At 40.6% G+C, this 20,806-nt stretch carries 30 protein-coding genes and 1 pseudogene; 9 read left to right on the forward strand and 22 right to left on the reverse strand.

Annotated elements, in window-relative coordinates; translation table 11 throughout:
• Positions 1-2: 2 nt before the first annotated feature.
• Complete coding sequence (gene parE / locus MKY10_RS11965; RefSeq protein WP_014479944.1) at positions 3-1,970, reverse strand: DNA topoisomerase IV subunit B; 1,968 nt, start codon at positions 1,968-1,970, stop codon at positions 3-5.
• 399 nt (positions 1,971-2,369) lie between these two features.
• Positions 2,370-2,777, reverse strand: coding sequence for a CoA-binding protein (locus MKY10_RS11970; protein WP_003245606.1), 408 nt, complete (start codon positions 2,775-2,777; stop codon positions 2,370-2,372).
• Positions 2,778-2,946: 169 nt separating this feature from the next.
• Between MKY10_RS11970 and plsY the strand changes: the two genes are divergently transcribed.
• A complete protein-coding gene (gene plsY, locus MKY10_RS11975) occupies positions 2,947-3,528 on the forward strand; it encodes a glycerol-3-phosphate 1-O-acyltransferase PlsY (protein ID WP_003231560.1) in 582 nt (193 codons plus the stop codon).
• 87 nt (positions 3,529-3,615) lie between these two features.
• Positions 3,616-3,903 (forward strand): HesB/YadR/YfhF family protein, encoded by a 288-nt coding sequence (locus MKY10_RS11980; protein ID WP_003231562.1) that lies wholly within the window; start codon positions 3,616-3,618, stop codon positions 3,901-3,903.
• A 30-nt stretch (positions 3,904-3,933) separates the two neighbouring features.
• Here MKY10_RS11980 and MKY10_RS11985 read toward each other — a convergent pair whose 3' ends face one another.
• The 7 genes from MKY10_RS11985 to acnA form a co-directional block, all read right to left on the reverse strand.
• The gene (locus tag MKY10_RS11985; RefSeq protein WP_021479774.1) at positions 3,934-4,233 is read right to left on the reverse strand and encodes a hypothetical protein; all 300 of its coding nucleotides are present in this window, start codon (positions 4,231-4,233) and stop codon (positions 3,934-3,936) included.
• 15 nt (positions 4,234-4,248) lie between these two features.
• Positions 4,249-4,665 carry a YbgC/FadM family acyl-CoA thioesterase gene (locus tag MKY10_RS11990; RefSeq protein ID WP_048654896.1) on the reverse strand — a complete coding sequence of 139 codons (417 nt, stop codon included), beginning with the start codon at positions 4,663-4,665 and terminating at the stop codon, positions 4,249-4,251.
• Between the two features lie 84 nt (positions 4,666-4,749).
• Complete coding sequence (gene tlp / locus MKY10_RS11995; protein ID WP_003231568.1) at positions 4,750-5,001, reverse strand: small acid-soluble spore protein Tlp; 252 nt, start codon at positions 4,999-5,001, stop codon at positions 4,750-4,752.
• A gap of 36 nt (positions 5,002-5,037) precedes the next feature.
• Positions 5,038-5,184, reverse strand: coding sequence for an acid-soluble spore protein SspN (gene sspN / locus MKY10_RS12000; protein WP_003231569.1), 147 nt, complete (start codon positions 5,182-5,184; stop codon positions 5,038-5,040).
• A gap of 64 nt (positions 5,185-5,248) precedes the next feature.
• Positions 5,249-5,374: an FbpB family small basic protein gene (locus tag MKY10_RS12005; protein WP_003244964.1), complete on the reverse strand. Its 126-nt coding sequence runs from the start codon at positions 5,372-5,374 to the stop codon at positions 5,249-5,251.
• Between the two features lie 82 nt (positions 5,375-5,456).
• The gene (locus tag MKY10_RS12010) at positions 5,457-5,969 is read right to left on the reverse strand and encodes a redoxin domain-containing protein (RefSeq protein WP_003244797.1); all 513 of its coding nucleotides are present in this window, start codon (positions 5,967-5,969) and stop codon (positions 5,457-5,459) included.
• 71 nt (positions 5,970-6,040) lie between these two features.
• Positions 6,041-8,770: an aconitate hydratase AcnA gene (gene acnA, locus MKY10_RS12015; RefSeq protein WP_003245728.1), complete on the reverse strand. Its 2,730-nt coding sequence runs from the start codon at positions 8,768-8,770 to the stop codon at positions 6,041-6,043.
• 227 nt (positions 8,771-8,997) lie between these two features.
• Between acnA and sspO the strand changes: the two genes are divergently transcribed.
• From sspO to yneK, 4 genes are all read left to right on the forward strand, one after another.
• Positions 8,998-9,144: an acid-soluble spore protein SspO gene (gene sspO, locus MKY10_RS12020; RefSeq protein ID WP_003244839.1), complete on the forward strand. Its 147-nt coding sequence runs from the start codon at positions 8,998-9,000 to the stop codon at positions 9,142-9,144.
• Between the two features lie 31 nt (positions 9,145-9,175).
• On the forward strand, positions 9,176-9,322 hold the full coding sequence (locus tag MKY10_RS12025; RefSeq protein ID WP_003221237.1) for a small acid-soluble spore protein P: 147 nt from the start codon (positions 9,176-9,178) through the stop codon (positions 9,320-9,322).
• A gap of 80 nt (positions 9,323-9,402) precedes the next feature.
• Positions 9,403-9,795 (forward strand): outer spore coat protein CotM, encoded by a 393-nt coding sequence (gene cotM, locus MKY10_RS12030; RefSeq protein WP_015251997.1) that lies wholly within the window; start codon positions 9,403-9,405, stop codon positions 9,793-9,795.
• A gap of 234 nt (positions 9,796-10,029) precedes the next feature.
• Entirely contained in the window at positions 10,030-10,458 is a 429-nt protein-coding gene (yneK, locus tag MKY10_RS12035) for a DynA interaction protein YneK (RefSeq protein WP_015251998.1), read from the forward strand.
• A 30-nt stretch (positions 10,459-10,488) separates the two neighbouring features.
• Here the strand turns inward: yneK and MKY10_RS12040 are convergent, their stop codons facing one another.
• The 3 genes from MKY10_RS12040 to ccdA all read right to left on the reverse strand — a co-directional run bounded on the left by MKY10_RS12040 (position 10,489) and on the right by ccdA (position 12,217).
• Complete coding sequence (locus MKY10_RS12040) at positions 10,489-10,980, reverse strand: CcdC family protein (RefSeq protein WP_010886519.1); 492 nt, start codon at positions 10,978-10,980, stop codon at positions 10,489-10,491.
• Positions 10,981-11,058: 78 nt separating this feature from the next.
• Positions 11,059-11,421, reverse strand: coding sequence for a response regulator (locus MKY10_RS12045; protein ID WP_003245707.1), 363 nt, complete (start codon positions 11,419-11,421; stop codon positions 11,059-11,061).
• 88 nt (positions 11,422-11,509) lie between these two features.
• The gene (gene ccdA / locus MKY10_RS12050; RefSeq protein ID WP_015252000.1) at positions 11,510-12,217 is read right to left on the reverse strand and encodes a cytochrome c-type biogenesis protein CcdA; all 708 of its coding nucleotides are present in this window, start codon (positions 12,215-12,217) and stop codon (positions 11,510-11,512) included.
• 219 nt (positions 12,218-12,436) lie between these two features.
• Between ccdA and ynzD the strand changes: the two genes are divergently transcribed.
• Entirely contained in the window at positions 12,437-12,610 is a 174-nt protein-coding gene (ynzD, locus tag MKY10_RS12055; RefSeq protein ID WP_010886518.1) for an aspartyl-phosphate phosphatase YnzD, read from the forward strand.
• A gap of 73 nt (positions 12,611-12,683) precedes the next feature.
• On the opposite strand, the gene MKY10_RS12060 is transcribed toward ynzD, so the two are convergent.
• The 6 genes from MKY10_RS12060 to yneA all read right to left on the reverse strand — a co-directional run bounded on the left by MKY10_RS12060 (position 12,684) and on the right by yneA (position 17,045).
• Positions 12,684-12,902: a YneF family protein gene (locus MKY10_RS12060; RefSeq protein WP_003221221.1), complete on the reverse strand. Its 219-nt coding sequence runs from the start codon at positions 12,900-12,902 to the stop codon at positions 12,684-12,686.
• A gap of 85 nt (positions 12,903-12,987) precedes the next feature.
• Complete coding sequence (gene sirA / locus MKY10_RS12065) at positions 12,988-13,434, reverse strand: sporulation inhibitor of replication protein SirA (protein WP_003231591.1); 447 nt, start codon at positions 13,432-13,434, stop codon at positions 12,988-12,990.
• Between the two features lie 152 nt (positions 13,435-13,586).
• The gene (gene tkt, locus MKY10_RS12070; protein WP_014476936.1) at positions 13,587-15,590 is read right to left on the reverse strand and encodes a transketolase; all 2,004 of its coding nucleotides are present in this window, start codon (positions 15,588-15,590) and stop codon (positions 13,587-13,589) included.
• 168 nt (positions 15,591-15,758) lie between these two features.
• Positions 15,759-15,992: a DUF896 domain-containing protein gene (locus MKY10_RS12075; protein WP_003231595.1), complete on the reverse strand. Its 234-nt coding sequence runs from the start codon at positions 15,990-15,992 to the stop codon at positions 15,759-15,761.
• Positions 15,993-16,055: 63 nt separating this feature from the next.
• Complete coding sequence (locus MKY10_RS12080) at positions 16,056-16,709, reverse strand: recombinase family protein (protein ID WP_048654895.1); 654 nt, start codon at positions 16,707-16,709, stop codon at positions 16,056-16,058.
• 18 nt (positions 16,710-16,727) lie between these two features.
• A complete protein-coding gene (gene yneA / locus MKY10_RS12085) occupies positions 16,728-17,045 on the reverse strand; it encodes a cell division suppressor protein YneA (RefSeq protein WP_015252003.1) in 318 nt (105 codons plus the stop codon).
• 149 nt (positions 17,046-17,194) lie between these two features.
• Between yneA and lexA the strand changes: the two genes are divergently transcribed.
• Positions 17,195-17,812: a transcriptional repressor LexA gene (gene lexA / locus MKY10_RS12090; RefSeq protein ID WP_003238209.1), complete on the forward strand. Its 618-nt coding sequence runs from the start codon at positions 17,195-17,197 to the stop codon at positions 17,810-17,812.
• A gap of 286 nt (positions 17,813-18,098) precedes the next feature.
• Here lexA and MKY10_RS12095 read toward each other — a convergent pair.
• Positions 18,099-18,438: pseudogene (locus MKY10_RS12095) on the reverse strand (hypothetical protein).
• Positions 18,362-18,781 carry a FosM family fosfomycin resistance protein gene (fosM, locus tag MKY10_RS12100; protein ID WP_014479937.1) on the reverse strand — a complete coding sequence of 140 codons (420 nt, stop codon included), beginning with the start codon at positions 18,779-18,781 and terminating at the stop codon, positions 18,362-18,364. Before fosM ends, MKY10_RS12095 begins: the two are co-directional and overlap by 77 nt.
• 210 nt (positions 18,782-18,991) lie before the next feature.
• Here fosM and MKY10_RS12105 point away from each other — a divergent pair, with 210 nt between their 5' ends.
• A complete protein-coding gene (locus tag MKY10_RS12105) occupies positions 18,992-19,441 on the forward strand; it encodes a YndM family protein (RefSeq protein WP_044052523.1) in 450 nt (149 codons plus the stop codon).
• Positions 19,442-19,467: 26 nt separating this feature from the next.
• Here MKY10_RS12105 and pghL read toward each other — a convergent pair whose 3' ends face one another.
• Together pghL and MKY10_RS12115 are read right to left on the reverse strand one after the other, a co-directional pair.
• A complete protein-coding gene (pghL, locus tag MKY10_RS12110; RefSeq protein WP_339225875.1) occupies positions 19,468-20,226 on the reverse strand; it encodes a gamma-polyglutamate hydrolase PghL in 759 nt (252 codons plus the stop codon).
• A 224-nt stretch (positions 20,227-20,450) separates the two neighbouring features.
• Positions 20,451-20,765, reverse strand: coding sequence for a hypothetical protein (locus MKY10_RS12115; protein ID WP_003245621.1), 315 nt, complete (start codon positions 20,763-20,765; stop codon positions 20,451-20,453).
• Between the last annotated feature and the right edge of the window lie 41 nt (positions 20,766-20,806).

Genomic DNA, 20,806 nt, shown 5'->3' on the forward strand with positions numbered 1-20,806 from the left:
CATTAAACCTCCTCAGCGACCGATAAGTTTTCATTTTCTAAAATATTGCTTTCTTCATCTAAGCCGAAAGCGACGTTTTTCTCAATCCACTTTCTGCGCGGCTCTACTTTGTCTCCCATTAACGTCGTCACACGTCTCTCTACACGTGCCGCATCGTCAATTTTGACCCTAACAAGTGTGCGGGACTCCGGATTCATCGTCGTTTCCCACAGCTGGTCTGCGTTCATCTCTCCAAGACCCTTATATCGTTGAATGGTATAGCCTTTGCCGACTTTTTTCAGGACATCACCCATCTCTTCATCAGACCATGCATATTCAATGATTTCCTTTTTCCCGCTTCCTTTACTGACCTTATATAAAGGTGGCAGGGCAATGAACACCTTGCCATGCTCAATGAGCGGTTTCATATAGCGATAGAAAAAGGTAAGAAGCAGCACTTGAATATGGGCGCCGTCAGTATCGGCATCGGTCATAATGATGATTTTGTCGTAGTTGATGTCATCGATTGAGAAATCTGCCCCGACTCCCCCGCCGATCGCATGAATGATCGTATTGATCTCTTCATTTTTAAAGATATCAGCAAGCTTAGCTTTTTCTGTATTAATGACTTTACCGCGTAAAGGCAGAACCGCCTGGAATCTGCGGTCTCGTCCCTGCTTGGCTGACCCGCCTGCTGAATCTCCCTCAACGAGATACAATTCATTTTTTGCCGGGTTTCTTGAACCCGCAGGCGTCAGCTTTCCGCTTAAAGTCGCTTCTGATTTTTTTCGTTTTTTGCCGCTTCTTGCTTCTTCACGGGCTTTGCGTGCCGCTTCGCGCGCCTGGCTCGCCTTGATTGCTTTTTTGACAAGAAGCGTTGCGGTGTCCCGATTTTCCTCTAAAAAGTAAGCAAGCTGCTCTGAAACAATCGCATCCACCGCTGATCTTGCTTCACTGGTACCGAGCTTTCCTTTTGTTTGTCCCTCAAATTGAAGAAGCTCCTCAGGAATGCGGACAGAAATAATGGCTGAAAGCCCTTCCCTTATATCGGTGCCTTCAAGGTTCTTATCCTTTTCTTTCAGCAAAGCCACTTTTCGTGCATATTCATTAAAAGCACGTGTCATCGCAGTTTTTGCACCTGACTCATGCGTCCCGCCGTCTTTTGTTCTGACATTGTTGACAAACGACAAAATATTTTCAGAATAACCATCGTTAAACTGGAACGCAAAGTCCACTTCTATAGAATGATGCTCCCCCTCAAACGAGACCACTTCAGACAAGACGTCTTTTTCTTCATTTAAGTAAGCAACAAACGCTTCTATGCCGTTTTCATAATAAAAAACCTCATGCTGGTCATTGCGTTCATCAATCAGCTCAATTTTCAATCCTTTTAACAAAAACGCAGACTCTCTTAAGCGCTCAGAGAGCGTTTCAAAATTATAAGTGGTTGTGCTGAACATCGTTGGATCTGGCTTAAAGTGTGTAAGAGTTCCCGTCTTTTTTGTTTTGCCGATCTTTTCGAGAGAAGTAACCGGTTTTCCTCCATTTTCAAATCGCTGCTGATAGACAAAACCGTCCCGCTCAATGGTAACCGTCAGCCATTCAGATAAAGCATTCACGACTGATGCACCAACCCCGTGGAGCCCGCCGCTTGTCTTATAGCCGCCTTGGCCGAATTTTCCTCCGGCATGAAGCACCGTTAAAATCACTTCAGGGGTTGGTTTGCCGAGCTTATGCATTCCGGTCGGCATGCCGCGGCCTCTATCCTGTACAGAAATACTATTGTCTTTATGTATTTTGACGATTATGTGATCTCCATGGCCGGCAAGCACCTCGTCGACAGAGTTATCTACAATTTCATAAACCAAGTGGTGCAAACCCCGCGCGTCAGTAGAGCCAATATACATACCCGGCCTTTTCCTGACAGCCTCAAGGCCTTCGAGCACCTGTATGGCATCTTCGTTGTAATCAAATTGCTGTTTTCTAGCCAAACGTACAAACCCCTTTCAAAAACTAACATTGTCTTTCTCTTTTTCAGTGTTACACATCATTTGTATATAAGATATTTTTTATAAACCTCGCCTCGAGCCAGTACTGCCTTGGACTCCTCATTATAACCAATATGTTTGCAATCGCAACATAGAGCTAACGAATCAGTTCTTCTCAAAACATCGGCTAGTGCTGTTTTCACACTATGAGAACGTATGTTTGTTTATTATATATAAAGCAGCAGACCTTCGCAAATCGAACGGCCGAAACCCAGCTGGACAAGGTATTCAAAAAAAGCTGTTCAAGCTTTATTGTATCTGTTTCACCGTAATACGCAAACAATATCTTAAAATTAAAAAGCAAAAATCCTTGAATTTACAAGGATTTTTGCAGTTCTGCACCTATTTTGTTACAGCGTGTGCCACTTTTATGCACAGATCCATGATAACCGTTCTGCCTTTTTCTTTTAGCATCTGGTATGCTTCCTCATTAACTAGCCCTTGCTGTGCCCAAAATACTGGCGCATCTGTCTCTAAAAACTCTTCCGCCACTCCAGGAAGCTGTTCTGAGCGCCGGAATACATTTACGATGTCAATCGGACCGTCAATCTCTTTTAAAGATGAAACGGCTTTGACACCTAGCGCCTCATCAATTGTAGGATTCACAGGGATAATTTCATAACCCGCGTCCTGCATTGCTTTTGAAACCATATGTGACGTTCTATCCGGACGGTCTGAAAGCCCTACTACCGCTATACGTTTGCTTCTTTGAAGAATCTCTTTAATTTCCGCTTTAGAAGGGTTTTGCATCGTGTGTCACTCCTTTTCCACTTATTTTACACGATCAAAACAGGAGAAATCAAAATATGATGCATGTTTGATTGGATTTGTAAGCAAACTTTACAAAAAAACTTATCATCAGATCATGACATCTCATGTTAAAATAAAAAGAAGGGAATTTGAAAAAGGAGAAATGTAGATGTTAATTGCTTTATTGATTATTTTGGCCTACTTGATAGGCAGCATTCCATCTGGCTTAATTGTGGGCAAGCTTGCCAAGGGAATTGATATTCGGGAGCACGGAAGCGGCAACTTAGGCGCTACCAATGCATTCCGTACATTGGGTGTAAAAGCTGGTTCGGTCGTCATAGCCGGAGATATTTTGAAAGGGACACTGGCAACTGCATTGCCTTTTCTCATGCATGTTGATATTCACCCGCTTCTTGCAGGAGTCTTTGCGGTTTTAGGCCACGTGTTTCCCATCTTCGCCAAATTTAAAGGCGGTAAAGCCGTGGCGACATCAGGAGGCGTTTTGCTATTTTACGCACCCCTGTTATTTATCACGATGGTTGCGGTATTCTTCATCTTTTTATACTTGACTAAATTTGTTTCTCTCTCATCGATGTTAACAGGGATCTATACTGTTATATATAGTTTCTTTGTCCATGATACGTATTTATTGATTGTCGTTACCCTGCTCACTATTTTTGTGATATACAGACACCGAGCGAACATTAAACGAATTATCAATAAAACAGAACCTAAAGTAAAATGGTTATAAGCTTAAAAAACTTCTCTTTTGACACAGAATAGCCTAATACGTTTATAATAGAGAAAATTCAAATGAAGAACAAAGGGGTGTTCTGTTATGAATATGACAATTAACGAAGACGCATTGAACTGGTATAAAGAAGAACTCGATTTGGAAAGCGGAGACCAGGTTCGCTTTTTCGTCCGCTATGGAGGCTGTAGCAACGTTCAAAAGGGTTTTTCTCTCGGTGTAGCGAAAGATGCCCCACAAGAGGCTGGAGTCACTGCAGAAGCTGATGGCATTACCTTCTTTATTGAAGAAAGTGATTTATGGTACTTTGATAACCACGACCTTCTCGTCAGCTATTCAGAAGACGCTGATGAACCGGTTTTTGAATACCAATAAAAAAGAACGCACTTCATGTGCGTTCTTTTTTTACAAATGAAATCGTATAAGATGATCGGTTAGGTTTTCTTGTTCCAAAACATATTTTTGTGTTTCACCCAGCAGATCGAAGTGAGGAAATTCACTTTTCTTATGGATCCATTCTTTTTTTAACCCGTACGCCGCTCCCCACTGAACCAGCTTATCAATGTCTGCACAACCGGCTTTTGTCACGGTCCTTGCTTCTGGAAATCGGTCATCCAGCCAGTAATGTGTTAAAAATGCGATTTCTCCTCTTTTCACTGCTTGTTTCCACCGGTTAAGTTCCTCCCGTTTCACACCAAACGCCATATCCCATTCACTTCCCTATTTTTTGGCCTTTTCATATGATGTGTGCCAATCAGGAAAAGCTTTGCGGAATTGAATTGGCTTAAAGCTTTCTTTATCCACACAAATATGAGATGAGGTGGCTTTGATGGAAAGCTCACCGGCCGGATTATAAATGTGATAACCATAGACGGTTTTAAAGCCGTTATATTCCTCTATCCATGTATGTACAACCGCGGTTTCTCCGTAATGAAGCGGCTTTTTATAGGAAATATTGATATCAACGACTGGGGACAGAACGCCTTTTTTTTCCATATCACTATATAAAAAGCCTAAGTCCTTAATCAAGGCCGTTCTGCCGACCTCCATCCACACAAGATAATTTGCGTGATAGACAATCCCCATTTGATCTGTTTCTGCATAACGCACTTCTATTTCTTTTTTTGATACATGCAAGATTACTCTGCTCCCTTAACGTCAATTTAGCCCCATTTTACCATAATCAAATCAGAAAGAAAAAAACCAGGTTTCCCTGGTTTTTTAAGAACGGTATCCGTTTTGTCTCGCTGCAGATTCGTCCTGTATTTCATTACGAAACGCTTCAATGCTCTGTTCGCGCCTTGCATTTTTTTCTTTGATACGCTGTTTATCTTCTCCTGAAGCAAACTCCATTGATGCTTCTGCTTCTTCTATATTTTCAATTGTATTTTGAACCATATCCTGCAATTTTTCCACATTGTCAGAACGATCATCAGGATTAGGCTGCTGATATTGATTTTGGTTCTTTGTCATTCGGATGTACCTCCTAGAAATAAACTCGAATTTTCGCTACTCGCCTTTTGTCTGCATGATAATCGGCCGCTGTCCTGAAGTATCATGCATTTTTTCCCCTTTATTGGCTTTATATTTTACAGGCTTTGTACCCAAGTGGCTTGGAGCATATTGAGGCTGACCGTTTTTCTTGTTGTTTCCCATGTTTATCCCTCCTCAACAGATAGGTTTCTCAAAAGGAGGGGTAAACATGAATACAAATTAAAGGTTATTTTTGCTTAAATCGCTGTTCAAGCTTTTCCTCAAGCTGATTTAAATACTCTGTATTGGTCATCAGCTCTTTTTTGTTTTCCATGACGAGCTCATGAAAAGAACGTTTTCTCATCTTCTTCACGCTTCTCACCTCCGCATATTCTTTTATTTTTTCCAATTCTGAAAACTTGTAAGCATATCTGAGCATAAAAAAAAAACTGAATCTAATCAAGATCCAGTTTTTGTTCCATTTCTTTTTTTGTCATGGTGCCAACATGTATGTCTTGGATAACACCTTTTTCATCTAAGATATATGTCGTTGGATATGACATCACGTTATAGTCAGCATTGATCCCTTTTTTATCAATCAGAATGGGGAACGTTAAGTCATAAGTATCAGCAAACGCTCGGACCTGTTTCTCACTTTTCTCAGCTGAAGTGAAATTTACCGCAACAACCGCAAGTTTGTCGGCGTACTCTTTTTGCAGCTTTTCCATCGCAGGCATTTCCTGACGGCACGGCTTACACCAAGTTGCCCAAAAATTGAGCAGCACTTTTTTGCCTTTTGCATCCTGTAAAGAGCTTTTCTCTCCTGATAGCGTTTTCAAAGAAAAATCAGGTGCTTGTTGCCCCTCTTGAATTCCGACTTCTTTTTTGCTGTATGTTTGATATAAATTCCATCCCGTATAACCGACTAGCATGATAAGCAGGATCCCTGCGAGCCATTTTTTCAGCATATGCCACCTCCGCAGCACATTGTGTCATAAAAAGAAGAGAAAGCGAAATGCCTTCTCTTCCTATTGATTCATCAGGACTGCTTCATTTTTTCACGAAGCACCATTTGAAGGATGCCGCCATGGCGGTAGTAATCAATTTCAACTTCACTATCAAAGCGGACGACTGCTTCAAAAGTTGTTACATTGCCGTCTTCATTGATTGCTCTTACAGTCACAAGGTCACGAGGACGAACTGTTTCATCAACATCTACCTCGATGACTTCTTTACCCGTTAAGCCGAGTGTATCCGCATTTTCACCTTGTTTAAACTGAAGCGGCAGCACACCCATGAATACAAGATTGCTTCTGTGAATTCTTTCGAAGCTCTCTGCAATGACCGTTCTGATGCCGAGAAGGTTTGTTCCTTTTGCAGCCCAGTCACGTGAAGATCCCATACCATAGTCTTTTCCTGCTAATACGACAAGACCGGTTTTATCTTCTTTGTATTTCATGCATGCATCATAGATGGATGTTACTTCACCAGTCGGCCAGTACGTCGTAAATCCGCCTTCTGTACCCGGTGCGATTTGGTTTTTGATGCGAATGTTGGCAAATGTTCCTCTCATCATGACTTCATGGTTTCCACGGCGGGAGCCGTAGGAGTTAAAGTCACGAGGTGAAACACCTTTTTCTTGCAAATACTTTCCGGCAGGCGTATCTTTTCCGATTGCCCCCGCAGGAGAAATATGGTCAGTTGTGACTGAATCGCCGAATTTACCGACAACACGCAGTCCTTTTAATGGCTCAACCTTGCCTGGCTCAACAGACATCTCTTCAAAGAATGGTGGGTTTTGGATGTAAGTTGAATCGTTATCCCATTTATATAAAGCTTCATCTGTTGTTTCAATTTCGTTCCAGCGCTTGTTGTCATCAAATACTGTTTCATACTCTTTGCGGAATAGCTCTGGCGTAACAGTTTGCTTAACAAGTGCATTGATTTCGTCCATTGACGGCCAAATATCATTAAAGTATACGTTTTGACCATCCTTGCCCACACCGATTGGATCGGTTTTTAAGTTAATGTTTACCGTTCCAGCCAGCGCATATGCCACAACAAGCGGCGGTGAAGCAAGATAGTTGCCTTTAACAAGCGGGTGAATACGTCCTTCAAAGTTACGGTTTCCGGAAAGGACAGACGTAATCAGAAGATCATTTTTCGCAACCGCTTCTTCGATTTCCGGTGAAAGCGGACCTGAGTTCCCGATACATGTTGTACAGCCGTACCCAACGAGGTTAAAGCCAAGCTCTTTCATGTATGGAAGAAGGCCTGAATTCACAAGATATCCTGTAACAACTTTAGAACCCGGTGCAAGTGACGTTTTCACGTAATTAGGCACCTTAAGCCCTAACTCAACCGCTTTTTTCGCTACCAGTCCGGCGCCGATCAGAACGTATGGGTTTGATGTATTTGTACAGCTTGTAATCGCAGCAATGGCGATCGCACCCGTTTTCATAACTGTTTCTTCGCCGTTAAGGAGTTTAAACTTAATTTCTTTATTTTCTTCCTCAGCATTTAAACCGAATCCTTGGTTACCTGCAGGGCTGACTAATTGCTTTTTAAACGTTTCCTGCATAGCAGATAGCGGGATCAAATCCTGAGGACGCTTTGGACCCGATAAGTTTGCTTCAATTTGAGACAGGTCAATTTCAACCACATCAGTAAATTGAGGGTCTTCCGCATCTGGAGTGTAAAACAAGCCATTGCTTCTGCAGTATGCTTCAACAACATCAATATGTTCAGGATCACGGCCAGTCAGGCGCAGGTAGTTAAGCGCTTCTTCATCTACTGGGAAGAATCCGCATGTAGCACCGTATTCCGGAGCCATATTCGCAATTGTTGCGCGATCTGCAAGCGGCAGTTCAGCAATTCCCGGTCCGAAGAATTCAACAAATTTACCGACAACGCCTTTTTCACGCAGCACTTGTGTTACTTTTAACGCCAAGTCAGTAGCTGTTGTTCCGTTCGGAAGCTTGCCGACAAGTTTCGCGCCGATTACCTCTGGAACTGGGAAGTAAGAAGGCTGTCCAAGCATTCCCGCTTCAGCTTCAATTCCACCGACACCCCAGCCGAGAACACCGATACCGTTAATCATTGTTGTGTGTGAGTCTGTTCCGACAAGCGTATCAGGATACGTTACAAGCTCGCCGTCTTCTTCAATGGCATGGACAACACTTGCCAAGAACTCAAGGTTGACCTGGTGCACAATACCTGTTGCAGGCGGTACTGCCTGATAATTGTTAAACGCTTTCTTTGCCCAGCTTAAAAATTTGTAGCGCTCTGCATTTCTTTCGAATTCCAAGTCCATATTTACTGCTAATGCATCTTCTGTACCCGCTTTATCTACCTGTACAGAGTGGTCGATAACAAGATCAACAGGAATTTCAGGGTTGATTTTATCAGGATCTCCGCCGACAGCTGCCATTGCTTTACGCAGTGAAGCCAGATCTACTACTGCCGGAACCCCTGTGAAGTCTTGTAAAATAACACGAGACGGTTTGAACGGAACGTCGATATCCTTTAATTCGGCAGTTCCCCATTTTGCCAAATTTTCCACGTGTTCTTTTTTGATAACGAAGCCGTCAACTTGACGCAATACTGATTCTAAAAGAACTTTGATGGAATAAGGAAGCTTCGAAACCTTTCCTATACCTGAATCTTCTAACGCTTTTAAAGAGTAGTAATGATATGTTTTCCCATTTGTAGTAAACGTTTTTCTCGCTTGGAAAACGTCTTTTGCTGCAGTTTTTTGCTCGTTTGCCATTCTCCAAAATCCCCCTTCAGATCAGATCATTCTCAGATGAACATTACATTCCATCACAATTTTCTCACAATTTCATATTAAAACAAAATCATACATAAGTAAATATCAATGTTTTTATTAAATACAATAAGTTAGACTTATGAGAAAAATGTACCGGTAATTTTTACTGTTTACGCTCTCTCATATAACACAATAAAAGAAGCCATATTATGATTGAGGTGATAATGATGGTCAAAAGAAAAGCGAATCACGTCATTAACGGAATGAATGACGCAAAAAGCCAAGGCAAAGGCGCCGGCTATATTGAAAACGACCAGCTTGTACTGACTGAAGCAGAACGCCAAAATAACAAAAAAAGAAAAACCAATCAATAACACCGAACTCTTTTAAGGAGGTTCTCATTTTATGACCAATAAGAATACAAGTAAAGATATGCATAAAAACGCCCCTAAAGGACACAATCCCGGCCAACCTGAGCCTCTAAGCGGAAGCAAAAAAGTAAAGAACCGAAACCATACAAGACAAAAGCACAACTCAAGCCATGATATGTAAGAAAAGCAGACCTTAGTGTCTGTTTTTTTATGCGTTCACCCATTTATAATCCACCGCATATGATGTAAAGCAAGGTTGATATGTGGAGGAATGCTTCCATGAACCATTCAAAACGCAACGATGCGAATGATTTCGATAGTATGGATGAATGGCTTCGGCAATTTTTTGAAGACCCCTTCGCCTGGTACGACGAAACATTGCCTATTGATTTATATGAAACAAGTCAGCAGTATATTATAGAAGCGGATCTGACTTTTTTACAGCCTACACAAGTAACAGTTACCCTTTCTGGATGCGAGTTCATCTTAACTGTCAAATCGTCAGGACAGACTTTTGAAAAACAAATGATGCTTCCTTTTTATTTTAATGACAAAACCATTCAAGCCGAATGCGAAAATCAAATACTCACAGTCGCCGTCAATAAAGAAACAGAAGATGGCTCTTCTTTTTCTCTTCAATTTCCTCTCAGCTAAACATAAAAAGTCACTTTCATCCCCTATTATGAAAGTGACTTTTTTTTCCGTCCATTTATCGTCAAATACCCTCTAGTGACTCTCCCATGGCCAAATAGCAGATTCACTATACAATAGAATATGATCTACTATCTCTTTTGACTAGACGTCTATCACTTTTTTCTATTCTTTTTTTACTGTGTTCTTCTAATCTCTCTTCGTATACAATATGGTTAGAATAAGGGGGAATGATTGATGCTGGAAGGATGGTTTTTATGGTTTATTCTGTTTTGGGTGATCATGATGGTAGTCTTATTATCAATCGGCGGTTTTTTCATGTTTCGAAAGTTTTTAAAGCGTTTACCAAAAGAGGACGGCAGATCAGAGCTTGATTGGCAGGATTACTATATTGAAAACAGCAGACATTTATGGAACGATGAAAACAAACAGTTTCTAGATGAATTGACTGCGCCGGTGCCAGAACTGTTCAGAGATGCAGCAAAAGCCAAAATCGCAGGCAAAATCGGTGAGCTTGCAATAAAAGAAAAGGTAGCAAAGATTGATCAGCAACTTATGATCAAAGGCTATATTCTCGCAACTCCTAAAAGAGACCATACCTTCTTAAAAAGGCATCTGCGGGACAAAAAAATCGATTTGGAACCTTATCAGACCCTTCTCAAATAAAAAACCTTTCCTGACAAGAGGAAAGGTTTTTTAATTCATTTGAATATTAGATGACTGCAGCTCGTTATGAAGTTTTCGATATGATAAATACATGGCGATTCTCCAAGGCACAATCATACCGAAAGCCAGAATCCAAAACATTCCGCTCAGTGCACCATAATCAATTGATGTGCTCAAGATCGATTTCATCACGATTCTGATCACCAAAAGACCGACTAATATAAAAACAAATGCTTTAGAGCGTTTCATGTAAATTTCATTATTTTTAATTTCGAACTTAGAAGTTTTGATTAGAAAAATAGAGAAAATCACACCTAAAGTGAATGCTTCCAAAAACTCTGCACCAGTTACCCAAAATACCGGAAATAAAAACATTAACGCTCCCGTACTCATAAAAATCGGCGGAAGAATGATTTTTTTTGGTGAAACAGGCTTGTCAGAGGACTTTATTCTGACCACCATCACAGCTACAGCCATTAACACAGCAATAATCGATGAAACTATAATCATCATACTTATCATTCCTTTGTTTCTCGGAGTGTTGATACTATATACTATACTCCAAAACAATAAAAAAAACCATTTTGAAAAGAAATGACTTTAATGTCCCATAACGCGGCTTACAGCTTCCAGCACTTTTGTTTCCTCAAACGGCTTAACAATAAAATCCTTTGCCCCCAGCTCAATTGCTTCCGTTACAATTCTTTGCTGGCGCATGGCGGTGCACATGATGACCTTCGCTTTAGGATCAAAGGTTAAGATATCACGAAGCGCTTTTATGCCGTTTTTCACCGGCATTGTAATATCCATTGTCACAAGGTCCGGGCGCAGTTTTTTATACAGGTCCGCTGCTTGTTCACCGTCCGCCGCTTCGCCTGCGATTATGTAATTTGCCTCTTCCAAGATCTCTCTGATTTTCACTCTCATGAACTTGGCGTCGTCTACAACTAAAACTCTTGTCATATTCCCCTCCAACAATCGATTTCCACAGATAATAGTCTTATTGTACCAAAAACAAAAGGATTAGTAGTAGTACGAAAGTAATTTACCGTCAAAAACCAGTAAAGCCTCCAAAAAGATCTGACAGCAAAATAATGATCAGGCTCATCCAATTAAAGAATAACAGCACACCAATCACAATCATCAAAACGCCACCAGCTTTCATAATGAAAAGCTGGTTCTTCCTTATCCACTTCAGCTTTGTGATAAAAAAAGACAATAAAAGAAACGGTACCGCAAAACCGAGTACATATAACATCATGTATGGCACCGCTGAGCCCGGATTGGTGCCTGCAAGTGTGATAACAGCAGCTAATATCGGACCGGTACATGGTGTCCATCCAGCTGCAAATGCCATTCCGATTAAGACCGACCCTAAAAACCCGCTTGGTTTATGCTTAAAATGGATTCTCCGCTCTTTCATCATAGCCTCAGGCCGGAACACACCGAGTGTAATGAAACCGAACAAAATAATAAACAACGCGCCAATTTGCCGAATCGCATCGTGATAATCCCTAAACAGGCTGCCAATAAAAGATGTTCCATAGCCTAAAGCAATAAAAATGACTGAAAAGCCAAGCAAAAAACACAAAGTATGAAACAAGCTTCTTTTCTGCAGCAGCAGCTTTTCAGTTTTTACATCGTCCATGCTGACCCCTGTAATATATGACAAAAAAGCTGGGTAAAGCGGCAGGCAGCAAGGCGAAATAAAGGATAAAAACCCCGCTCCGAATGTCAAAAAATAATTCACGTCTCCCATGTCATCATCCCTTCATGATTTGACATTCCTTCAAGTTATGACAAAATCATTTCATTTTTTTAACACTTTCACTTGAAGGATTTCTATTTTCAGAAAAAACTTATATAATTTAATTTGACATTGAGACATTATACTCCTTCTCATTTGAAAATTAGTATAAATATGGATATAATATAAACATTCACTTTGAAGATCTAATGTATGAAAGGATACATCCCTGTGATTAGAGAGCATCTATTAAAAGAAATTGAAAAAAAAAGAGCAGAGCTGCTGCAAATTGTCATGGCGAACGGAATGACATCTCATATTACGATAGAGCTCAGTCAGGAGCTTGACCATCTTCTCATACAATATCAAAAGCAGCGCCTTCGAGCAGTAGCGGGTGATGAATGATTGCAAAATAAAAAACCCGTATAAGGGTTTTTTATTTTATAACCATGTTTCTCTATATCATAATCTTTACGTATTATTTCGTTTGATTATTCATGGCTTTCATCATTTGATTGATTTTCTTTTGAGAAGGTTTCATTCCCATTTGCATCATCATCATGCGTAACATTTGTTCATTAATAGGCGGATTCTTTTTCAGGTAGCTCATCATATATTTACGAGCAATAAAAAACCCGAGTGCAACACCTATGAGCAATGCAACAACGCCCACTAGGATGCCAACCCATAAAGTCATTTTATTTCCTCCTTCATGTTGTCTAGTTTAAAGTGTACTAAACCAAAAGCTATTATACAACATTTACATCTCTTTTTCTTCGGTTTTAGACAAAATTTCTTTCTTTCACCGGATTTAGCCATCCGTAACGCTTCGAATTGAAATCCATTGCTAAAAAGCAAGGGCTTACTTTTCTTAACACTTCAAAGAATATCGTTTCTGCCTCGTAATCTCCCGAAGCCACAATTTCTATCATGTGCTCCTTCATCATAAACGTCGCGTGGCCTTTTGCTTTCGGCAAAGCTATTCTATAAATATAATCCAGCTGCCTGTAATCCGTCTTGTTTAAATTCATTTTTAACCGCTGATGCATATGTAAAATCGGGATTGGTTGTGTAATATATTGAATCTGTTTCTCTGTCATTTCATACTGCTGCTTTTCAAGGCTTGTCCAATGATAGTCTTGAAACAGCTCAAACATAACCGATTCCCGGCCGAAATAGTGATTGGCAAATTCCTCTTTGATCAGGTACGTATAGTAGTGACGTTCCATCTTTTCATCCCCTTTTCCAGCAGCATTTCATTTGCTCTCTATTATACAAAAGAAGAAAAGAAAGAATTGTCTATTACTGTTAAACAGCCAATACTATTTTTGTCGGATAAACAAGAAAAAGAGGATGATTTGACTCATCCTCTTTCAAAAGCTTACTTATTGATTAATGCCTTAACTCGATTCACTACGTTCGGAACTGAGAAGCCGTATTCGTTAATGATGGTTTCACCTGGAGCAGATGCACCGAATCGGTCTATGCCGAGAACGTCACCTTCAAGCCCTGTGTATTTGCCCCATCCAAATGATGAGCCCATTTCAATTGCAAGACGTTTTTTCACATCTGCAGGAAGGACTTCGTTTTTGTATTCATCAGATTGTTTCTCAAAACGGTCCATTGAAGGCATGCTGACAACAGAAACATCGATATTTTCTTTTGCCAATTCAGCCTGCGCTTCAATTGCAAGACCTACCTCGGATCCGGAGGCAATGAGAAGAGCGTCAGGTGTTTCGTTTTTAGATTTAGAAACGACATATGCACCTTTTTCTACTCCTGCCAATGCTTCTTCAGCTGTTTGATCGATGGTAGGAAGGTTTTGACGTGTAAGCACTAGCGCTGTTGGGTGGTCAGTGCTTTGCACTGCAAGCTTCCATGCTGCTGCTGTCTCATTGCCGTCTGCTGGACGGATCAAAGAAAGGTTAGGCATCGCACGGAGTGAAGCAAGCTGTTCAACAGGCTCGTGCGTCGGACCGTCTTCACCAACCGCAATACTGTCATGTGTGAAGACATATGTCACAGGAAGGCCCATTAACGCTGCAAGGCGAATCGCAGGACGCAGGTAATCAGAGAAGACAAAGAAAGTTCCGCCGAATACACGAAGACCGCCATGAAGCGCCATACCGTTTAAGGCTGCACCCATCGCAAATTCACGTACACCAAACCAGAAGTTTTTGCCTGAGTAATCAACCGCTGTAAAATCACCGGCATTTTTAATAGTCGTTTTGTTCGATCCCGCTAGGTCAGCAGAACCTCCGACAAAGAAAGGAATTTTTTTCGCAAGTCCGTTGAGAACTTCACCGGAAGATGCACGGGATGCCAGGCTGCTTCCTTTTTCATACACAGGAACCTCTTGATCCCAGTCCTTCGGAAGCTCTCCTTTGATTGCCAGTTCAAGCTGTTCAGCAAGTTCAGGATAAACTTCTTTATATTTAGCGAATTGAGCATTCCATTCTTGTTCTTTTTTCTCACCTGATTCTTTAACAGCTGCAGCGAAATGCTCATAAACTTCTGACGGAACGTAGAAGTCTTCTTCATATGTCCACGCGTAAGCTTCTTTTGTTAATTTGCTTTCCTCTTTACCAAGCGGCGCACCGTGAACACCGGATGTACCGGCACGGTTAGGTGAACCGAATCCGATTGTCGTTTTCACTTCAATTAATGTAGGTTTCTTTTCATTTTGGCGTGCTTTTTCGATAGCCGCTGTTAATTCTTCAATATTGTTTCCATCCTCAACATAAAGAACTTCCCAATTCATTGCTTCAAAACGCTGTTTCACGTTTTCAGAGAATGAACGGTCGAGGTCTCCATCAAGAGAGATGTCATTAGAATCGTATAGTACGATCAGACGGCCAAGCTGAAGATGGCCTGCGAGTGAAGCGGCTTCAGAAGAAATACCTTCCATTAAATCACCATCACCGCAAATACTGTATGTATAATGATCGACTACGTTAAATGAATCGCGGTTGTATGTTTCCGCTAAATGGCGTTCAGCAATTGCCATACCGACTGCCATGGCAATTCCTTGGCCAAGCGGACCTGTTGTAGCATCAACACCGGCAGTATGTCCGAATTCCGGATGTCCTGGTGTTTTGCTGCCCCACTGGCGGAATCCCTTAAGATCTTCAATACTAAGATCAAACCCGCTTAAATGAAGCATGCTGTATAATAGTGCTGACCCGTGTCCAGCAGATAAAACAAAACGGTCACGGTTAAACCAGCCAGGGTTTGCCGGACTTACGTTCATAAATTTTGTCCACAGCGTGTATGCCATTGGAGCGGCTCCCATCGGCATCCCTGGGTGACCAGAATTTGCTTTTTCAATAGCGTCTATTGACAGTGTGCGAATGGTAGCAACTGATTTCTTTTCAATTGTATCCATAAAAATCCCCTTCCTTATGTGTTGTACCCTTACATCATAAATGTCTGACGACTTTTTCTCAACTGTTTCAGCTTAAATTTGAGAGAAACTTGTTGAATTTTGTCACATAAGAGTTTTGATTATAGTATATGCAAAAGAGGAATACGATATTGCCGTATTCCTCTTATATTAGTGAAGTTTGTTATTTCTTTGTTCTCTTTTTAGCTTTTCTGGTGTTACATCATTGCCTTCTGGGTCAATGATTTTCACGCTTTTTAACGTGTTCTTCATAGAAGAACGAAAACCTTTCAAATACTCTTGACGGAGCTTTTGCTGTTCGGCTTTTTCTTCTTCTGTAATAACGCCAGCTTTAGCTTTGGCAGCAAGTTCATTAATTCTGGCAATTTTCGCGTTTGAAATCATGTTAAACTCCTTTATTGCATTTTGTCTATATAGTACTAGATCAAAAAAAGTTTTACAACTGATTCACTCTGCTGTCTCTTCATTCTCTATGTATTCCTGAAAACGCCGGTGAACGGTTGCTTTAGAGACATCATAGCCAAACCCTCTTAGAGTAGCCGCGATTTCAGCAAACGTCAGTTTATTCGCTCTCAGGCGGACGATCTCAGAGATTGGCACCTCTATTTTTTCTTTTCCACTGTTCTCATGTTGGTTTTTTAAGTTTTTTTGCGGTTTAAAACCGTTTTTTACTGCACGTTTCATTCCCCGTCTGATTTTCATGTTGTGAATCTTTCGCTGATACTCTTCCACAATGCTGACGATTTCCAAGACCATTGAGTCAGCCTCCGATAACTCCAGTTCACCTCTATGAGCCGTTGTATAGACTTTCACACCTTCTCTATAAATACAATGAAGCAGTGCGATTTTTGCGTTTCCCCGTCCGAGCCTTGTCTCATCCTGAACCAAAATGACATCAATTCCAGCGTTCTTAATCTCATCAAGCAGCTCAAATATACCATCCCGATCCATTTCATATCCGCTGGCTTTTTCTGAAATCACTTTGACCACTTCCATGCCGTTCTCCGCTGCAATGGCCGTAAGCTCCTCCTCCTGCCGCTTTAATGACGTTTCCTGCTGTTCTTTATTTGTGCTTACACGGGCATAAATGAGTGCTTTCATTTTATCTCTCTTTCCTCTCTATTTTACAGTTGCTAATTCATATGCATCCTGATGCTTCTTTTTCAATGGGATCACTAACTCATCACCCGGCTGGATATCAGAGGTTTGAAGTTGATTTTTATCAGCTACCCATTCAATAAAATCATTTTTGTTTATCTTTTTTGTATCTGCTACCTGATCAGCAATTGACCAGAGTGTGTCGCCTTGCTGGACTTCTATTTTAACATACTGATTAAGCTCTTGGCCGCTGCTTGTATATGACAGCATAAGGATAACCGCGCTCAAAATCACTGTGAACAGACCGACAAAAATAATAGATTCTTTACTCATGATCATAACCTCCAACAGGAATGTTTGTTCGCATTTTTATAATTTCAGTATATACGAACAAACGTTTCTGTCAATTGTTTTTTCGAACCTATGTTTGTACTGTAAGGAAAATCATGCTATAATCTTCTTAAAATCGACGTTTTGAGGTGCGAAAAATGACGAAGCTATCAAAAAGGCAACTTGATATCCTCCGTTTTATTAAAGCAGAGGTTAAATCAAAAGGATATCCGCCTTCCGTGAGAGAGATCGGAGAGGCTGTCGGGCTTGCGTCCAGCTCTACTGTCCACGGCCATTTGGCCCGCTTGGAAACAAAAGGGCTGATCAGACGGGATCCGACAAAACCAAGAGCAATAGAAATTCTTGATGAAGAAGTAGACATTCCGCAAAGCCAGGTCGTTAATGTACCGGTCATCGGGAAAGTCACGGCGGGATCTCCTATTACAGCAGTAGAAAATATTGAAGAATATTTTCCGCTCCCAGACCGCATGGTTCCTCCAGACGAGCATGTATTTATGCTGGAGATTATGGGAGACAGTATGATAGATGCTGGTATTCTCGATAAGGACTATGTCATCGTTAAACAGCAAAACACAGCGAACAATGGGGAAATTGTAGTTGCGATGACAGAAGATGATGAAGCAACTGTAAAACGATTCTATAAAGAGGATACCCACATTCGCTTGCAGCCTGAGAACCCAACGATGGAACCTATCATTTTGCAGAATGTCAGCATTCTAGGGAAAGTGATTGGCGTGTTCAGAACCGTCCATTAATCTATTGATCTATCAGATGCATAAAATAACCCCCTCTTCCTTTACGGAGAGGGGGTTTGTTGTTCAAAAAAAGCAGGCTCGCCCTGACTTTTGGGTGCGAGCCTGAATAGGAGGAAAAAGAACATCATGTTTACACCATAATTATCCACCAAAAGATTGTTGAAGTCAAGAAATTTTCTTTCCTTCAGGAAACTTTTATCAAAATATGAACATTTAAAATATTAGACGCCATCTTCTTAAAAACGTTTCATTTTTTAGGTCGTGGAAGGATACGGTTTCATATTTCTTAAGGGGCGAAGCAATTGAAATATACTGAAAATTTAGTACATAGTTTAATTAGTTCAACATTCTGATAAAACAGCTCGCTTTCTTCATATAAAATGTAATATGTATTTCAATTTCACCTTCACCCAATCACTTGTGCAGTTCAAAAGATATGGCATCGTTGAACAAGTCGGGTAGAAACCTTCCCCAAACATAAAGTCTCCACCAACACCCTTCTTTAAATTTAACCTTATATGAAATATGGTTGTGATATCAAAAGTTTCATCATAAAAAGTGCATATGCGTTTTTTCTTGTTTGTAATATCGAAGCCTGTCTTGAAGGGTTCCGGTATGAAATTCAAATTTGTGGCCGTCAGGGTCGGTAAAATAAATTGATTTTCGATCGCGTTCATCTCGTTCTCTGCCAGGCAGAATATTGACATGAAGTCTTTTTAATTTAGCTGATACCTCCTCAAATTCATGATCTTCAATTGTAAAAGCAATATGGGTATAAGAAAGCTTAATGTCATTTCTCGGGATGTCTGGTTCTTCATTAAGCGCTAGCCAGATGCCGTTCATGTCAAAATATGCAGTTGTTCTTCCCTTTACCAAAAGCTTTGCATCAAACACTTTTTGATAAAAATCAATCGATGTATCCAAATGCGAAACTGAAAATAGCAAGTGATTGATTCCTTTTATCTCCACAAATCATTCCCCCCCCTTGATAGCTGATCATCCACATATACGACTTTTTTCATAAGAAAGTTTCATACAGCTGAAAAAAAATACCAGTGTAAACAAAAACGGACTGTTTAAAATAGTAACATGACCATTATGAATGGTTTTGAATTGCATTATTTATCATTTGTTTACGCCCAAGAATTTTCTTCAAAAAATAACAATTTAGGTGGTCAAATGAAACATATCATTGCGCTTGCTTCAAAGATTGCTTTCACTCTCGCCCTTTTATATGTGATTTTGGACAGAGTCTATCACGCATCCTTTTTAAGTGTGATGTTTATTGCACTTTTCTTAGGTTTTGTTTCCTATCTTTCTGGTGACATGCTCGTCTTACCCAGAACAAACAATATTACAGCTTCATTGGCTGACTTTGGCCTTTCATTCGTTATTCTTTGGGTATTTGTTTTAACCCAAACAAGAAACGATTTCTCACCATTTGGAGCGGCTCTCCTTTCCGCTGCCTGTCTTACTGTTTTTGAATACTTTTTTCATCGGTATTTACTGAAAAATGTGCTTGATGAAAATTTCCGAAATGAACTGTCAACGAGAGATAACGCGTTGCAGTATCAAACGGAAGCCGCGGACGAGCTGTTTCCCGAAACGAAAGAGAAACATAAGGAATAGGAGGCTGTCTTATCGCCTCCTATTTTTCAGTAGCTATTTTTGAGAAAACGGAACATCACTTCTGTAAACTCATAAAACCTCTCATTTTGAGTAACAGCTCTGCTTTTTAAAGAAAAGATGCCGAACAAAGACTTTCTAAAGCCTGTGCTCATTTCTATCTGGATACTTAAACCTGTTTTTGATTTATTTGCAATGTTATTCGGACTAACGCCCGCATGCGGATGGTCCATATTGAGCAATACAGCAGGAAAACCGGCATGCTGCAATTTCTCAACTAAATCTGCCGCTCTTACGCGATCTGTACCGCCGACTTCGATCTGCTGATCTTCTTCTGCGTACCCATGTAATGAAATGACATATTCATGATTTCTCGTCATTTTAAGGGCCCGAGGTTCATCAAAGTGCGTGCTCGTAATGTGCAGGACTGAGTTTCCTGCCGATTTTAAGCCTTCAAATAAATACATCGAGTACTCTTTGCTGAGCTCTCTCGCTACTTCACTTGTCCCGCCTTCAATACCTCCTCCGTGAATGGCTAAAACAAGAACAGGGCTTCCGGTTTCTTTCGTAACAACGCCGTAATCAGAAGGATCTTCATTGCTTTTTAATTCCTCAAAATTCTGATATACATCTTCAGCATAAATTGAAGAAATCGGAGTAAACACCATAAAAATCAACAATAATTTTACAATTTTAATAGTTGATGGAAAACGTTTGGCTATGTTACAATCAACATGCTTCAAGGAATGGAGCAAACGGCGGAGCAGGGATACTTTGGCCGGTTTCATCTACTCCGCCTCTAAGTCCAAATCAACAGGATGTAGGTCTCTTTGAGGCTTTAGCACGAATTCTCTCGTCCTCCTTGTTAAATTTTTGTTAAATTCACAATATTATATACCATTAGCCCGGGCGCTGTTCTTCTCATTTTTGAATTTATGAAAAGTAAGCTGGCACCACCTCTCCCATTTCCATACAAAACAAAAATGCACCTGCCCTTTGGCCTGTGCATTTTTTATTTTCTCTTCATTCTTCGTTTTTTTGCTTGATTTAATTTCATGATGTTTTTTTCAATTTTTCTTATGTTTCGCCTTTGCGGGATTGTTTTCATTTCATAATAAACAGAAATAAACCCGCTTACTGTCACTGCTGCAATATAAAGGACGCGCTGTTTGATCATCCGGTCAGCGTGTCCATGATCATTCGCTTCTTTTTCCAGTCTTTCGATCACAGCTTTATCAAACAGCTGATCGACATACACTTGTTTCATTCCCACTGCAAACCCCGCAGCCAGCCAAAGAATCAGAAATAAACTGATATAAAACACCATAAACCCTTCCTTTCCTGTCTTGATGCGGTGCAGAATTTTGA

It is taken from the genome of Bacillus sp. FSL P4-0290 (genome assembly GCF_037975435.1).
Taxonomy (GTDB): domain Bacteria; phylum Bacillota; class Bacilli; order Bacillales; family Bacillaceae; genus Bacillus; species Bacillus subtilis.

Excerpts from the sequence above, each read along its gene's own strand:
- MKY10_RS11970 (WP_003245606.1), bottom strand. The coding sequence starts at position 2,777 with ATGCAAAACCCTTCTAAAGCGGAAATTAAAGAGATTCTTCAAAGAAGC.
- plsY (WP_003231560.1), top strand. The coding sequence starts at position 2,947 with ATGTTAATTGCTTTATTGATTATTTTGGCCTACTTGATAGGCAGCATT.
- MKY10_RS11980 (WP_003231562.1), top strand. The coding sequence starts at position 3,616 with ATGAATATGACAATTAACGAAGACGCATTGAACTGGTATAAAGAAGAA.
- MKY10_RS11985 (WP_021479774.1), bottom strand. The coding sequence starts at position 4,233 with ATGGCGTTTGGTGTGAAACGGGAGGAACTTAACCGGTGGAAACAAGCA.
- tlp (WP_003231568.1), bottom strand. The coding sequence starts at position 5,001 with ATGACAAAGAACCAAAATCAATATCAGCAGCCTAATCCTGATGATCGT.
- sspN (WP_003231569.1), bottom strand. The coding sequence starts at position 5,184 with ATGGGAAACAACAAGAAAAACGGTCAGCCTCAATATGCTCCAAGCCAC.
- MKY10_RS12010 (WP_003244797.1), bottom strand. The coding sequence starts at position 5,969 with ATGCTGAAAAAATGGCTCGCAGGGATCCTGCTTATCATGCTAGTCGGT.
- acnA (WP_003245728.1), bottom strand. The coding sequence starts at position 8,770 with ATGGCAAACGAGCAAAAAACTGCAGCAAAAGACGTTTTCCAAGCGAGA.
- sspO (WP_003244839.1), top strand. The coding sequence starts at position 8,998 with ATGGTCAAAAGAAAAGCGAATCACGTCATTAACGGAATGAATGACGCA.
- MKY10_RS12025 (WP_003221237.1), top strand. The coding sequence starts at position 9,176 with ATGACCAATAAGAATACAAGTAAAGATATGCATAAAAACGCCCCTAAA.
- cotM (WP_015251997.1), top strand. The coding sequence starts at position 9,403 with ATGTGGAGGAATGCTTCCATGAACCATTCAAAACGCAACGATGCGAAT.
- yneK (WP_015251998.1), top strand. The coding sequence starts at position 10,030 with ATGCTGGAAGGATGGTTTTTATGGTTTATTCTGTTTTGGGTGATCATG.
- MKY10_RS12040 (WP_010886519.1), bottom strand. The coding sequence starts at position 10,980 with ATGATAAGTATGATGATTATAGTTTCATCGATTATTGCTGTGTTAATG.
- MKY10_RS12045 (WP_003245707.1), bottom strand. The coding sequence starts at position 11,421 with ATGACAAGAGTTTTAGTTGTAGACGACGCCAAGTTCATGAGAGTGAAA.
- ccdA (WP_015252000.1), bottom strand. The coding sequence starts at position 12,217 with ATGGGAGACGTGAATTATTTTTTGACATTCGGAGCGGGGTTTTTATCC.
- MKY10_RS12060 (WP_003221221.1), bottom strand. The coding sequence starts at position 12,902 with ATGACTTTATGGGTTGGCATCCTAGTGGGCGTTGTTGCATTGCTCATA.
- sirA (WP_003231591.1), bottom strand. The coding sequence starts at position 13,434 with ATGGAACGTCACTACTATACGTACCTGATCAAAGAGGAATTTGCCAAT.
- tkt (WP_014476936.1), bottom strand. The coding sequence starts at position 15,590 with ATGGATACAATTGAAAAGAAATCAGTTGCTACCATTCGCACACTGTCA.
- MKY10_RS12075 (WP_003231595.1), bottom strand. The coding sequence starts at position 15,992 with ATGATTTCAAACGCGAAAATTGCCAGAATTAATGAACTTGCTGCCAAA.
- MKY10_RS12080 (WP_048654895.1), bottom strand. The coding sequence starts at position 16,709 with ATGAAAGCACTCATTTATGCCCGTGTAAGCACAAATAAAGAACAGCAG.
- yneA (WP_015252003.1), bottom strand. The coding sequence starts at position 17,045 with ATGATCATGAGTAAAGAATCTATTATTTTTGTCGGTCTGTTCACAGTG.
- lexA (WP_003238209.1), top strand. The coding sequence starts at position 17,195 with ATGACGAAGCTATCAAAAAGGCAACTTGATATCCTCCGTTTTATTAAA.
- MKY10_RS12105 (WP_044052523.1), top strand. The coding sequence starts at position 18,992 with ATGAAACATATCATTGCGCTTGCTTCAAAGATTGCTTTCACTCTCGCC.
- pghL (WP_339225875.1), bottom strand. The coding sequence starts at position 20,226 with ATGAAACCGGCCAAAGTATCCCTGCTCCGCCGTTTGCTCCATTCCTTG.
- MKY10_RS12115 (WP_003245621.1), bottom strand. The coding sequence starts at position 20,765 with ATGGTGTTTTATATCAGTTTATTTCTGATTCTTTGGCTGGCTGCGGGG.